At 66.2% G+C, this 13,719-nt stretch carries 13 protein-coding genes; 5 read left to right on the top strand and 8 right to left on the bottom strand.

What is annotated here, in order from left to right:
• Position 1 precedes the first annotated feature (1 nt).
• Genes nrdR through rpiB form a run of 3 tightly spaced genes read right to left on the bottom strand, consistent with a single transcriptional unit; the run spans position 2 to position 2,265 of the window.
• Positions 2 to 463, bottom strand: a complete 462-nt coding sequence (gene nrdR / locus WV31_RS07970; RefSeq protein WP_040476289.1) for a transcriptional regulator NrdR — start codon at positions 461 to 463, stop codon at positions 2 to 4.
• A 59-nt stretch (positions 464 to 522) separates the two neighbouring features.
• On the bottom strand, positions 523 to 1,806 hold the full coding sequence (gene glyA, locus WV31_RS07975) for a serine hydroxymethyltransferase (RefSeq protein ID WP_085373056.1): 1,284 nt from the start codon (positions 1,804 to 1,806) through the stop codon (positions 523 to 525).
• Between the two features lie 24 nt (positions 1,807 to 1,830).
• On the bottom strand, positions 1,831 to 2,265 hold the full coding sequence (gene rpiB, locus WV31_RS07980) for a ribose 5-phosphate isomerase B (protein WP_085373057.1): 435 nt from the start codon (positions 2,263 to 2,265) through the stop codon (positions 1,831 to 1,833).
• Positions 2,266 to 2,604: 339 nt separating this feature from the next.
• Between rpiB and WV31_RS07985 the strand changes: the two genes are divergently transcribed.
• Positions 2,605 to 3,060, top strand: a complete 456-nt coding sequence (locus tag WV31_RS07985) for a MucR family transcriptional regulator (protein WP_068434581.1) — start codon at positions 2,605 to 2,607, stop codon at positions 3,058 to 3,060.
• 78 nt (positions 3,061 to 3,138) lie between these two features.
• On the opposite strand, the gene WV31_RS07990 is transcribed toward WV31_RS07985, so the two are convergent.
• The gene (locus tag WV31_RS07990; RefSeq protein WP_068434578.1) at positions 3,139 to 3,402 is read right to left on the bottom strand and encodes a DUF2312 domain-containing protein; all 264 of its coding nucleotides are present in this window, start codon (positions 3,400 to 3,402) and stop codon (positions 3,139 to 3,141) included.
• Positions 3,403 to 3,492: 90 nt separating this feature from the next.
• Between WV31_RS07990 and WV31_RS22660 the strand changes: the two genes are divergently transcribed.
• Positions 3,493 to 3,627, top strand: a complete 135-nt coding sequence (locus WV31_RS22660; protein WP_257788791.1) for a hypothetical protein — start codon at positions 3,493 to 3,495, stop codon at positions 3,625 to 3,627.
• Here WV31_RS22660 and WV31_RS07995 read toward each other — a convergent pair.
• Positions 3,624 to 4,415, bottom strand: coding sequence for an N-formylglutamate amidohydrolase (locus WV31_RS07995; RefSeq protein ID WP_085373058.1), 792 nt, complete (start codon positions 4,413 to 4,415; stop codon positions 3,624 to 3,626). The two genes, WV31_RS22660 and WV31_RS07995, sit on opposite strands and share 4 nt — an antisense overlap.
• A gap of 146 nt (positions 4,416 to 4,561) precedes the next feature.
• Between WV31_RS07995 and ykgO the strand changes: the two genes are divergently transcribed.
• Positions 4,562 to 4,687: a type B 50S ribosomal protein L36 gene (ykgO, locus tag WV31_RS08000; RefSeq protein WP_008614494.1), complete on the top strand. Its 126-nt coding sequence runs from the start codon at positions 4,562 to 4,564 to the stop codon at positions 4,685 to 4,687.
• Between the two features lie 90 nt (positions 4,688 to 4,777).
• Here ykgO and WV31_RS08005 read toward each other — a convergent pair whose 3' ends face one another.
• Entirely contained in the window at positions 4,778 to 8,353 is a 3,576-nt protein-coding gene (locus WV31_RS08005) for an ATP-binding protein (protein ID WP_085373059.1), read from the bottom strand.
• A 92-nt stretch (positions 8,354 to 8,445) separates the two neighbouring features.
• Between WV31_RS08005 and WV31_RS08010 the strand changes: the two genes are divergently transcribed.
• Positions 8,446 to 9,756 carry a radical SAM protein gene (locus WV31_RS08010; RefSeq protein WP_085373060.1) on the top strand — a complete coding sequence of 437 codons (1,311 nt, stop codon included), beginning with the start codon at positions 8,446 to 8,448 and terminating at the stop codon, positions 9,754 to 9,756.
• A 63-nt stretch (positions 9,757 to 9,819) separates the two neighbouring features.
• Here WV31_RS08010 and WV31_RS08015 read toward each other — a convergent pair whose 3' ends face one another.
• Positions 9,820 to 11,931 carry a sensor histidine kinase gene (locus WV31_RS08015; protein ID WP_237051541.1) on the bottom strand — a complete coding sequence of 704 codons (2,112 nt, stop codon included), beginning with the start codon at positions 11,929 to 11,931 and terminating at the stop codon, positions 9,820 to 9,822.
• Between the two features lie 75 nt (positions 11,932 to 12,006).
• On the opposite strand from WV31_RS08015, the gene WV31_RS08020 reads away from it, so the two are divergent.
• Positions 12,007 to 12,807: an ABC transporter substrate-binding protein gene (locus WV31_RS08020; RefSeq protein WP_168185877.1), complete on the top strand. Its 801-nt coding sequence runs from the start codon at positions 12,007 to 12,009 to the stop codon at positions 12,805 to 12,807.
• Here the strand turns inward: WV31_RS08020 and WV31_RS08025 are convergent.
• A complete protein-coding gene (locus WV31_RS08025) occupies positions 12,800 to 13,702 on the bottom strand; it encodes a dihydrodipicolinate synthase family protein (protein ID WP_085373062.1) in 903 nt (300 codons plus the stop codon). The genes WV31_RS08020 and WV31_RS08025 overlap by 8 nt on opposite strands.
• Positions 13,703 to 13,719: the final 17 nt, after the last annotated feature.

The raw sequence follows: 13,719 nt of genomic DNA on the forward strand, positions 1-13,719 counted from the left end.
ATCAGTCGTGGCGGCTGACAACCATCTTCCCCAGGAAATCCTCGAAGTCCTTGGCTTCGCGGAAGTTGCGGTATACCGAGGCGTAGCGGACATAGGCGACCTTGTCGAGGTCCATCAGCACCTCCATCACCAGTTCGCCGATGAACTTGGAGGGCACCTCGTTCTCGCCCATGCTTTCCAGCCGACGATGGATGCCATTGACGATGCGCTCGATCTGCTCGTCGTCCACCGGACGCTTCCGGAGCGAAATCCTGAGCGATTTCAGCACCTTGTCGCGATCGAAGGGCGAGCGCGAGCCGTCCTTCTTGATCACCACCAGATCACGGATCTGCACCCGCTCGAAGGTGGTGAAGCGCGAACCGCATTCGGGGCACGAGCGCCGCCGCCGGATGGCCGAGTTATCCTCGGTCGGCCGCGAATCCTTCACCTGGGTATCGTCGTGACCGCAAAAGGGACACCGCATGATCTTTCCCCCCGGAATACGGCGGAGGCGGTCCTTGCCGCCTCCGTCCCTATGCTTGATTACTGGTAGATCGGGAAGCGCTTGCACAGCGCCGCCACCTCGGCCCGCGCCCGGGCCTCGGCAGCCGAGTTGTCCTCGGGGTTGGCGGCCAGACCGTCGAGCACGTCGCCGATCAGCTCGCCCACCTTCTTGAATTCCTCGACGCCGAAGCCGCGCGTGGTCGCCGCCGGGGTGCCCAGGCGCACGCCGGACGTAATGGTCGGCTTCTCGGGGTCGAAAGGGATGCCGTTCTTGTTGCAGGTCATGCCGGCATGTTCCAGGCTGGCCTCGGCAGCCTTGCCGGTCAGCTTCTTGGGCCGCAGATCCACCAGCATCAGGTGGGAATCGGTGCCGCCCGACACGATGTCCAGGCCGCGACGCACCAGGGTGTCGGCCAGGGCGCGGGCGTTGTCGACCACCTGACGGGCATAGAGCTTGAACTCGGGGCGCAGCGCCTCGCCGAAGGCCACCGCCTTGCCGGCGATGACGTGCATCAGCGGCCCGCCCTGGATGCCCGGGAAGATGGCCGAATTGATCTTCTTGCCGATCTCGGCGTCGTTGGACAGGATCATGCCGCCACGCGGACCGCGCAGGGTCTTGTGGGTGGTGGTGGTCACCACATGGGCGAAGGGCAGCGGATTGGGATACACGCCGCCCGCCACCAGGCCGGCGAAGTGCGCCATGTCCACCATGAAGAAGGCCCCGACCTCGTCGGCGATCTTGCGGAAGCGGGCGAAGTCGATGGTGCGCGGATAGGCCGAGCCGCCGGCGATGATCAGCTTCGGCTTGTGGGTGCGGGCCAGTTCCTCCACCTCGGCGAAGTCGATCTGGGCGTCCTGCTTGCGCACGCCGTACTGGATGGCCTTGAACCACTTGCCGGACTGGTTGGGAGCGGCGCCGTGGGTCAGATGGCCACCGGCGGCGAGGCTCATGCCCATGATGGTGTCGCCGGGCTGCAACAGGGCCATGAATACGCCCTGGTTGGCCTGGGAGCCCGAGCTGGGCTGAACGTTGGCGTAGGTGCAGCCGAAGATCTGGCAGGCGCGCGAGATGGCCAGGCTTTCGGCGATGTCCACGAACTCGCAGCCGCCGTAATAGCGCTTCCCGGGATAGCCCTCGGCGTACTTGTTGGTCAGCACCGAGCCCTGGGCCTCGAGCACCGCGCGGGACACGATGTTCTCCGACGCGATCAGCTCGATCTGGTCCTGCTGGCGCGTCAGCTCCTTGGTGATGGCCGCGAAGACTTCGGGGTCACGCTCGGAAAGCGGAGTACGGAAAAAGGCATCGGTGGAGACGCTGGACATCGAATCTCTCTTCAGGTCGGCGGGTTAGGACAGCTTGGCGACACGCCGCGCGTGGCGGCCGCCTTCGAATTCGGTCTCGAGGAAAATCTTCAGGCAGTCGCGCGCCACTTCCGGACCGGTGGTGCGCCCGCCCATCACCAGGACATTGGCGTCGTTGTGGCCCCGGCACATGCGCGCCCCGAAGGCGTCGTGGACCAGGGCGGCACGGACATGGGCGAAACGGTTGGCGGCGATGGAGATGCCGATGCCGGTGCCGCACAGCAGAACGCCGCGCTGGACCCGGCCATCCTTGAGCGCCTCGGCCATCTTCAACGCGAAATCGGGATAATCCACCGAGTCGGGGCCATCGGTGCCGAGGTCGAGCACCGACCAGCCGGACGCGGTCAAGTCCTTGACCAGCAGATCCTTCATCTCGATGCCGCCGTGATCGCAGGCAATGGCTATGGTTTTCGCGCTCATCAACACCCTACCCCGGCGATCCTTGTTCGAATGGGCTAGATACCATATGTCGGACCGTCTTGCCAATGCGCCACAAGCTTATGGGGCATGCCCGATCGCGACACAGTGCGGCGGCGAGGATTGTTCCAATAGGATCATGTTTGGGCATTACGGCAATAGAAACCCCGATTTCTATACAGACTATGGGCGTAAACCCCCATCCATCAGGATGATGATTATTGAAACCGACACCAACTCCAAGAACTCATTATTCACGCGATTCAATTTCCAATTGACAGTGAAGTGCCGCCATGCATTCATTGATTCAATTATGCCAACAAACTGCGGTCGGACAGACAGATGAGCGACATTAACTCGGACAAGGCCAATCGTGACGACCTGCTGCGCATGGCCGTCGATGTAGTCGCCGCCTATGTGGGAAAGAATCCGGTGCCGGCGGGACAATTGCCGGAACTGATCAATACCGTCTACGGCTCGCTTTCATCCCTTGAAGGCGGCCAGCCGGAAGCGAAGTCGGAGGCGCCGAAGCCCGCCATCGCCGTCAAGAAGTCGGTGACTCCCGACTACATCATCTGTCTCGAGGACGGCAAGAAGCTGAAGATGCTGAAGCGGCATCTGCGCACCACCTACAACATGACCCCGGACGAGTACCGGATGAAGTGGGGCCTGCCGCCCGACTATCCCATGGTCGCCCCCAACTACGCCGCCCAGCGTTCCGACTTCGCCAAGAAGATCGGCCTGGGCCGCAAGGCCGGCGAAACCACGGACAAGCCGACCCGTCGCGGCCGCCGCTAGACGCCATCGACGCAGACATTCAAACGGCGCGGGCCCCGGGGCACCGCGCCGTTTTTGATTCCGATACCCGGTGGAGGCTCAGGCCTCGCCGATGGCGGCGAGGTAGAGGTCGAGGATCTGCTGCTCCTCTTCCCGCTCCTGGCGGTCGCGCTTTCTCAGCGCCACGATCTTGCGGATGATCTTGGTGTCGAAGCCCTGGGACTTGCACTGGGCGTAGACGTCCTTGATGTCGGCGGCCAGCGCCTTCTTTTCCTCTTCCAGCCGCTCGATGCGGTCGATGAACTGCCGCAGCGCCTCGGCCGCGATGCCGCCGATCTGGCTGGTGTTCTGGTCGTCGCTCATGGACAGGCTCCCTGCTGGAAATCGGCCCGAACCATAGCCAAGCACGGATGACGGTTCAAGCGGGGTGTTGCGCCATGATAAGGTGGGGCCATGCGACACCTCGTCACCGCCATGCTTCTATGCCTGTCCCTGGGCCTGTCCCTGGCCGCCTGCGGCAATTGCGAGGTCACGGGCAACAACGACCGCACCAGGGGCTCGTGCTCGGTCTTCAACACCGGCTTCTAGAAGATCTCGACGCGGTACAGTTCGTCGTCGGCCAGGACGTCGCCCAGCACCCCGGCCAGAATGCCGGCCCAGCGGATGCAGCCGGCTTCGTCGGCCACCTGGTCCTGGCGGATCTCGAACGAGACGTTGGGCAGCCCCGCCGCACCGGCATGGGTGTCGAGCGTATAGTTGATCTCGCGGCCCGAATAGGGCTGGTTGTCGCCCACCACCAGATCGCCGCGCGCCCGCAATGCCGCCAGCACCGGCACCGCCATGCGCGGATCGCGGTTCCAAAGCACGCCCACGTGCCAGCGGCGCGGCATCTGGCCCTGGATGCAGGGCGTGAAGCTGTGGATGGCCACCACGGCCGGCGGGCGGCCATGCCGCCACAGATGGGCGATACGGTCGCCGATCTCGGTATGATAAGGCCAGAACCACGACCGGGCGCGGCTGTCGGCCTCCGCCTCGTCCACCGCCTCGTTGCCCGGCACCCGCACCCCGCAGGTCCGGGCGGGAATGGAGGACGGGTCACCGGGCTGGCGGTTGCAGTCGATGACCAGACGGCTGATTCCGGCCAGCACCGCCGGACAGCCCAGGGCCTCGGCCACCAGGGCGGCCACGCGGGCGGCGCCGATGTCCCAGGCCACATGGCTGGTCCGTTCGGCCTCGCCCAGGCCCAGATTGCCGAGACCGGCGGGAATGGCCGCCGACGCATGGTCGCACACCACCAGCGCAGGCGCGTCGGCGCGCCCATGGACGGCATGGAAGGGGACCGGTGTTCCGTGGGGATCGGGAATGAACTTCAGCATGGCCAGGAGTATAACTTCAGAAATTCGAAAAAAAACGTTTCACGAGCTGTTGACAGCCCGTCCGGGTTTCCGTATTTTCCCGGCCTCGCGCTTGCGAACCCAAGTGACGTCGTTTCGGCGACAATTACGCTTTAGGAAGTCGGACCATGAAGATTCGTAACTCGCTGAAGTCGGCCAAGCTGCGCGACAAGAATTGCCGCATCGTTCGCCGCAAGGGCCGGGTCTACGTCATCAACAAGACGAACCCCCGCTTCAAGGCTCGCCAGGGCTAAGGTCCGGCAGGCCGGTCGGCGCCCTTACAGGCTCGGATCGAAGCAAACCGCGCTCCCCCACCGGGAGCGCGGTTTTCTTTTTGCCTGGGCTTAAACCGCCGCCACCGCCTTGGCCGCTTCGTCGAAGGCCGCTTCCAGGGCGGGAAGCACCGCCAGCGCCTGGCCCAGATCGGCGGCGGCGGCGGCGGCCTCGGCCTCGGCGCACAGCTTGGCGAAGCGGAAGGCGCCGGCGCTGTTGCCCGCCCCCTTGGCGGAATGGGCCGCCTCGCGCGCCGCCAGGCAATCCCCCGCCTCGAGGGCATCGCCCAGTTCGGCCACCAGCGGCTGGGTGGTGTCCACGAACAGGGCCAGCAATTCCCTTACCTCGTCGCCGATATCGCCGAAGATCTGGCGCATGGGGGTAAGGTCGAGGACCGGCGGAAGACTGGGGTCTTCGGCGCTGGCCACCGGGGCGCCTCCCCCGGAGAGCGGGGCCGGCCGGAAACCGTCCGAACGCCGCTGGCGCAAACCGACCGCCACGGGCAACAGCCGGCGGATGGTGGCATCCAGTTGGGCGAGATCGATGGGCTTGGCCAGAAAGGCGTTCATGCCGCAATCCAGGCACCGCCGCGCCGTGCCGGCCAAGGCGTCGGCGGTCAGCGCCACGATGGGCAGATGGTGGACGGTTTCCATCTCCCATTCGCGGATGCGCTGGGTCAGCTCGTATCCGTCCATCTCGGGCATGTGGCAATCGGTGAGCAGCAGGCCGTAATCGCGGATCTGCATGCGCTCCCAGGCCTCGGCGCCGTTGCCGACCACCTCGATGGCATATCCCAGTCGTTCCATCAGATGGCGGATCACCACCTTGTTGGTGGGGTTGTCCTCGGCCACCAGGATCAGGGCGCCGGCGCTTGCCGCCTCCTCCATGGACGGCGGCAGCCATCCTTCCTCGATGCCCTCGCCTTCCGCGGCATCGTCCTCGGCCGAGGCGCGCCCCACCGCCGCCGCCACGCTGCGCCACAACTGGCGGCGCCGCACCGGCTTGGGCAGGGCGGCGAACAGGCCGGCGGCCTTGACCTCGGCCGCGACGCTGGCGAAGGCGTCCTGGGCCACCAGCATCACCACCTTGAGATCCAGATCCGGCCCGGCGGCGGTCATCAGGGCGCCGGCCACCCCCATGCGCAGGCGGAAGTCCTGGCCGCCGTCCAGCAGGGCGACGTCATAGGTCCAGCCGGCCAGGGCGGCGGCACGCACGGCGGCCACCGCGCTCTCGACGCCGACGACCACCGCCACCTGGGCGCCAAGATGGCCGAGATACTGGCGCAGGCATTCCGCCGCCACCGGCCCTTCGGCCAGGACCAGAACGGCGATGCCCGACAGGTCCGGCCCGACCTCCATGGGCGCGTCGGCCTCGTCGGGCTGCAACGGCACCTGGAACCAGAAGGTGGAGCCCTGGCCGATATTGCTGCGCACCCCGATGTCACCATCCATCATGGCCACCAGACGGCGGCAGATGGACAGACCCAGCCCGGTGCCGCCATAGCGCCGGGAAATGGTGATGTCGGCCTGCATGAAGGGTTCGAACAGGCGGGCCTGCTGTTCGGCATCCAGGCCGATACCGGTGTCGGTGATGGAGAATTCCAGGCGCAGCGGGCGTTCGCGCGGATCGACCGCGCGCACCGAAATGCGCACATATCCCTTGTCGGTGAACTTGATGGCGTTGCCGGCCAGATTGGTGATGATCTGGCGCAGCCGCACGGGATCGCCCACCACCCGGTCGGCCAGGGTGGGATCGACGAAGGTGATCAGGCTGATGCCTTTTTCCTGGGCGCGGATGGTCAGAAGGTCGGCCACCCCTTCCACCAGATCCGCCACCGACAGCTCCACCAGCTCCAGCTGCAGCTTGCCGGCCTCGATCTTGGAGAAGTCCAGGATGTCGTTGATGATGGTGAGCAGCGCGGTGGCGGAATCGCGGATGACCCGGGCCATTTCCCGCTGTTCGGCGGGCAGCGGCATGTCTTCCAGCAGTTGGGCCATGGTCAGCACCCCGTTCATGGGGGTGCGGATTTCATGGCTCATGGTGGCGAGGAACAGCGACTTGGCCTGGCTGGCCTCTTCGGCCACCTTCTTGGCCTCCGCCAGGGCGGCTTCCTCCTCCTTGTGCCGGGTGATGTCGGTGGACGACGCGATCACCGCCGGCTCGCCGTCCATCTCGATCTCGGCGGCCGACAACATGGCCCAGAACTCGTGGCCGTCGCTGGCCCGCATGCGGCATTCGAAACCGCCGACGAAGCCGCGCTTCCTCACCAGTTCCACCAACCGGGTCCGGTTCTCCGGGTCGGCGTAGCAGGACGTCACCGTGGTGCCCAGGGCGCGGGACTTGGGCACCCGGTACAGCTCGGACCAACGGGGATTGACCAGCAGGATGGCGTTGTCCGACACCCGCGAGATGGCCAGCGCCAGGGGCGAGGTGTCGAGAATACGGCGCAGGCGCCGCTCGCTTTCGATCAGGGCCTCGGACGATTCCTGCAGCTTGGCCATGGCGTCGCGGAACACCGCCAGTTCGGCGGCCATGTCGGTGATCTCGTCGTTGCCCTCGCCGGGAATGGGCGCCTGGAAGTCGCCCTCGGCGATGGCGTGCATGGACGACGCCAGACCGGCCAGACGCGACACCATGCTGCGCCCCAGATACAGCCAGATGAACAGCAGCGGCCCGAAGAAGGTCAGCATGGCCACCACCAGCATGGTGGTCCGCCCGCTGGACACCGCGGCTTCCGTGCGACGCTCGTTCTCGGCGGCCTCGGCCTCGGCCGCCGACACCAGGCGGCCCACCGAGGATGAAGTGCGGGCCACCAGATCCCTGCCCTCGTCGTTGGCGGCGGCCAGACGGGCGATGGTCAGCATCTGAAGCGTGCGCAGTTCGAAGACGTTTTCCGGCCCCGTCCCCAGGGCAAGAACGCGCCTTGTCAGCTCGCGCGTCCGCTGGGCCTTGGCGCCGCTGCCGTCCACCAGTTCGGCCAGGGCGCGTACCTGCTCCTCGTAAGCGCTGCGCAGATCGCCAACCTTTTCCAGGGTGCCGGCCACCACCGCCTCGCGCAGGTAATTGGACGCCAGCACCACGGTGGCCAGGGTCGGATCGCCGGCCAGTCCGGCCATGGCGCGGTGAACCTCCACATCCAGCTGGCTGATGATCTCGGCTTGCGTCCGGCTTCGTTCGGCCAGTTGCAGCCGCTTGTCCACCAGGATGTTGCGGTCCACCACGTTGTCGGCGAAGGCGGCGATCATGGAGCGCAGCTCCTCGACCCGGCCGGTGTCGGCGATGGACCCCGCCAGGTGGTCCACCAGGGTCAGCAATCGTTCGGTCTGCTGCTGCAGGGCGACGAAGTTGCTCTGGCGCTGAAACTGGGACTGGGAGCCGTCCAGGGCCGGAGCGGCCGCCGCCAGCCGGGCGGTGGCCTCGGACAGCTTCAGCGCGTTGGACAGCGCCGGCAGGTTGGTGCGCGTCACCGCCGCCAGCAGGCGCTCGATCTCGGAATAGCTGAACCAGGTGAGCAGGCTGGCGACCATGATCATGCCGGCCACGGCGCCGACGGCCACCACCAGCTTGGCCCGGATGCCGAATCGCCAGCGGCCGCCGGACCACTTGCCCTGCGCCGTGTTTCTGTCGTCGGCTGACACCCCCGGCACGCGCCGCTCTCCCCTCCATGGCCGGGAAGCATAATGCCCCAGACAACACCGGCATGGAAAGCCGCTAGGCGCCAATGCTAGTCTGCCCCACCATGAAAGCGCCCAAGAAGAAGACCAAGCCCGCCGATCCCGCCCGCCTCCTGGCCGAGGCCCTGCGTCTGGCCGAAGGCCAGTTGCTGGACGAAGCCGCGGCCATCCTGCAACAGGCCGACGGACATCCTGAATGCGACTACCGGCGCGCAGGATTGCTGCTGGCCCGCGGCCGCGCCGCCGAGGCCGAGGCGCTGTTCCGCCGGGTGCTGGCGGCCGTGCCCGGCCATCTCGACACCATGGTGGGACTGGCCGGCGCCCTGGTGGAACAGGGACGCGCCGCCGAAGCCGTGCCGCTGCTGGAGCCCGCCGCCGCCCTGCAGCCGCAATCGGGGCGCATTCAGTACCTGACAGGCATCGCGCTGGACGAGGCCGGGCGAGGCGAAGCCGCCTCCCCCCATCTGGCCAAGGCCCGCGCCCTGATCATCGCCCCGGCCGAGCGGCGCGGGCTGGTGCCTTATGAGCTGTACGTCCAGATGAGCCGCCGCTGCAACCTGCGCTGCACCATGTGCGGCTGGGAGATCTGGAAGGATAATTCCGGATTCATGGAGGACGACGTCTTCGAGCGGGTCATCGCCGAGGGCAAGGCGTGCGGCATCACCACCATGCACATCCTGGCCGGCCAGGGCGAGCCGTTCCTCCATCCCCGCGCCTTCGAGATGCTGGAGCGCGCCGTCGCCGAGGGCTTCCAGGTGGGAATCGTCACCAACGGCACCCCCTTCACCCCCGACAAGATCGCCCGTCTGGCCAAGGTTGGGCTGGCCTACCTGCAATTCTCCTTCGCCGGCTGGGACGCGGAAAGCTACGAGAGCGTCTATGTGGGCTCGAAGTTCGAACGCACGCTCGCCAATCTCAAGGCCATCCATAAGGCGCTGAAGGGCACCCCCACCCGCTTCGCCGTCAAGGCGGTGGCGCTGGGCGAGTGGGAGGAAAACCTGCGCAAGACCAAAGCCTTCCTCGCCTCCCACGGCATCACCGACGTTTGGACGGTGCCGGCCAACAATTTCGGCGGCACGGTCCAGTGCGGCACGTTCAACCCGCGCCACGGCATCTGGTCGCTGAAAGAGATCGGGCACCACCGGCTGATGCCGTGCCGCCTGTTCCTCAAGGCGGTGGGCGTGTTCTGCGACGGTACAGTGACCGCCTGCGGCTGCTATGATTCCAACGCCCAACTGAAGATCGGCAACATCATGGAACAGGGGCTGGCCGCCATCCGCCAAGGCCCCGCCTATGGCGCCATCCTGGATGCCTTCCGCAAGGGCGACGTCAGCCAGATTCCCATGTGCGGCAAGTGCGACGATCCGTTCGGTTGAGATTCTGGCCGTTCGGTTGAGATTCTGGCCGTTCGGTTGAGATTCTGGCCCTTCGGCTAAGTTTCAGACCACGCCGCTGGGCGGCATGGGCAGGGTGAAACAGAAGGTCGTGCCGCTGATGCCGTCGGATTCGACCCAGATGCGCCCGCCCGCCGCCTCGACGATCTTGCGGGCGATGGCCAGCCCGATGCCGGTCCCGCCATAGGACGTCCCGGAATGCAGGCGTTCCAGCGCCACGAACACCCGCTCGTGATAGCTGGAATCGATACCGATGCCGTTATCCTCGACCCGGAACAGCCACCCATCCACATGGGACTGGGCGCCGACCGCCAGGCGCAACGGCCGCTCCACATGACGGAAGCGCACCGCATTCTCGATCAGGATCTCGAACAGATCGTCGAGGTATTTCTGGGGTATGCCGACCCGGGGCAGCATGCCGCGCACCACCTCGACGGAGCCGACCGCCTCCACATCGACGAAGCGGTTGACGGCCGCCGCCAGGGCGGATTCCGACGATGCCGTTCCGCCGGTCACCGGCTGACGCTCGATGGCGAGGTAGGCCTGGACGTCGCGCAGCATCTCCACCAGCCGCTTGGCGGCGTTGATGATCAGTTCGGCCGGCTGCTGGGCACCGGATTCGGGAAAGTCCTCGATCCTTTGCAGCAGCACCTGGGCCTGCAGCCGCATCTGGCGGGCCGGCTCCTGCAGGTGGTGGGCCAGGACGAAGGAAAACCGCTCCAGATCCTCGCTGTAATGCGCCACGTCGTCATAGGCCTTGGCCAGCGCGGAGCGGGCCTCCTCCTGCTGGGTGATGTCGCGCTGCACGCCCACCCAATGGGTCACCGCGCCATCGGCGCACCGCACCGGCGACAGCGACAGCTGATTCCAGAAGAAGGTGCCGTCCGCCCGTTGGTTGCGCAGGACCACAGACGCCGCCTCGCCCTCGGCCAGGGCGGCGCGGATGTCGTCCAACCCCTCCTGGGCGGGGTCGAATTCATGCAGGAAGCGGGCGTTCCGGCCCAGGGCGGTCTGAGCGGAGTAGCCGGTGATCCGCTCGAAGGCGGGATTGACGTAGATGAGCGGCAAATCCTTAGTGCCGGCATCGGCGATGGTCACGCCGTTGGACACATTGGACAGAACCATGTCCGACAGCCGCAGCCGGGCCTCGTCACGGCCGCGGTTGCGCAGCACGATGGCCATGGCCGCCGTCAGCCCCAGGACGATCAGCGTAACGGTGGCCACCGGCCAGGCGATGGTCTCGACGCTGCGCCGCCAACTCTGAAGGGCGACATCGAGCGAAATGCCCACGCTGACCACCAGCGGCCAGGACAGGGTGGTGCGGTAGCTGTTGATCCAGGTGATGCCGTCTCCGCCGGGACCGGTGAAGGTCCCCATCTCGGAATCCTTGAGGTGGCGGGAAAACAGCGGATTGTCCCAGCCGATGGCCTGATGGGGGTCGTTGACACCCCCGGCACCGGCCAGCAACAGCCCGTCGAACCGCCAAAGATGGGTATGAGCCCCGGATTCCGCCTCGATCCCCTGGAAACTGGCGACAAAGAATTCCGGATTGAGCGCGCCGACCACCAATCCCAGCACAGAACCATCCGTCGCCCGGATGGCGCGGCTGACCGGTATGCTTTTCAGCCCCGACGCCCGGCCGCTTCCACCGATGAAGCGACCGTCGATGGGAACCCCGATGACCAGGGGGCGCGGCAGACGGGCGTGTTCGGCCAGCAGCCCGGCAACGTCGAGGGTGCGGCCATCGGCCTGTCCCGCGGAATCGAACAATACCGCGCCATCCACACGCACCACCAGAATCTGGCGCACATAGGGGATGAAGGTCAGGCGCTGGACCACCGCCGCCCGCAAGTCGGGACGAGGCCCCGCCATCCCGTGTTCCGAAGCCAGTTCGGCGATCGACGCCAAGGTCACATCAACCGAGTTGATGGAGCGTTCCACCGATTCTGTCAGGCTGCGGGCCAGATTGCGCGTCACCGCCTCGGCGCCGCTGATGGCCTCCTGGCGCCCGGTCCACAATCCCAGGGTGGTGGCGATGGCCACCAGAAGCGCCATGCTGATACCGAACACCACGACGGAACCGATCAACCGGCGCGAAAACACCGGCTTGACCTGGACGCTGCCCAGCACGACCGGCTTATGCTCGGACGAAGGCACGTTCCGGGATTCTTTCGGGTTAGCTTGCATGGCCTAGGTGAAATAGCATAATACGTCCGTATCTGGAGGACAAAAATGCATATCCTGATCCGTCTTTTCGCCGCCTTTTCCCTGATCGCCATCGGAAGCCAGGCCTTCGCGGCCCCGGCCGGCGGCAGGCTCGAGAAGATCCGCCAAGGCGGCGAGGTCCGGGTATGTATCTGGCCGGATTACTACTCCATTTCGTACCGCAACACCCGGACAGGCAAGCTGGAAGGCATCGACATCGACATGGCCGAGGAACTGGCCAAGGACCTGGAAGTGCGGGTTCGCTTCGTGGATTCCTCGTTCAAGACCATGATCGACGATCTGCTGTCGGACAAGTGCGACATTTCCATGCATGCGGTGGCCATCACGCCGCCGCGCCAGGAAAAGCTGGTTTTCACCCGCCCCCATCTGCGCAGCGGCATCGTCGCCATCACCACCAAGACCCATCCGGTGATCAAGGAATGGGGCGACATGGACCGCGACGGCATCGTGGTGGCGGCGGCCACCGGCACCTTCATGGTGGACGTCATGAAGGCCGAGTTGAAGCAGGCCCGCCTTCTCGAGGTGGCGACCCCCGAAGCCCGCGAGCAGGAAGTGATGAGCGGCCGCGCCGACCTGTTCGTCACCGATTATCCCTTCAGCCGCAAGATGCTGGCCCGCCACGACTGGGCCAAGCTGCTGACGCCCCCCAAGCCGCTGGCGCCCAGCCCCTATGCCTACGCCATGGCGCCGGGCGATGCGCAGTGGCTGGAAACCGTGGATTCCTTCGTCGCCCGCGCCAAGGCCGACGGCCGCCTGATGGCCGCCGCCAAGGCCAACGGCCTGGAAGCCATCGTCGAGCTCAAATAGCGATCCCCGCCTTCTCCAGGCGTTCGACCAGTTCGATCTCGGCTTCCGGCGGCAGGGCCACCAGCGGCGGACGCAACCGTCGCCAGCCGTAATCGCCGGTCCGCCGCGCAGTCAGCGCCTTCAGCGCGGCGATCAGCGGCATTCCCTCCATGATGGCGCGGAATCCGTCCATCCTGGTCTGCAGCGCCTCGGCCTCCGTCTCACGCCAGCGGCGCCACAGGTCCAGCATGGCCGGACCATGGATATTGGCGTTGGCGCTGATACAGCCCACGCCGCCAGCCCGCATGACGGCTAAGATCAGCCGTTCGGTTCCGGCGAACACCTTGAAGCCGGGAAACGCCCGGCACATGCTCTCCATGTTGGCGAAATCGCCGGACGAATCCTTGATGCCCGCCACGATTCCGGGATAGGCGACCAGCAGCCGCTCGATCAGGGCATGGGTGATGGGGATCTGGCTCTGCTGGGGGAAATGGTAGAGATAGATCCTGAGGCGGGAATCGCCCACCCGCTGGATCACCTCGGAGAAGGCGGCGAACAGCCCGTCCTGGCTGGGATTTTTGTAGTAAAAGGGCGGCAGCATCAGGACCCCGCCGCAACCGGCCTCGACGGCATAGCGGGTCAGCGCCACCGAATCCGACAGGGCGCAGCAGCCGGTCCCCGGCATCATCCGCCCCATCTCCAGCCCGGCGGCGCCCAAAGCGTCCAGAAGTTCGGCCTTTTCCGGCACACTGAGCGAGTTGCCCTCGCTGGTGGTACCGAACGGCGCCAGTCCCAGGCCCTGCCCCATCAGGTGTACGGCCAGTTGGACGAAGCGCTCGGCATCGGGCACCAGTTCCACGTCGTAGGGGGTCAGGATGGGGGCGAGAACGCCGCAAAGCGCGTCGGGATTGCTCATGGTGGCCTTCCGCTGTC

This window comes from Magnetospirillum sp. ME-1 (assembly GCF_002105535.1).
GTDB lineage: Bacteria > Pseudomonadota > Alphaproteobacteria > Rhodospirillales > Magnetospirillaceae > Phaeospirillum.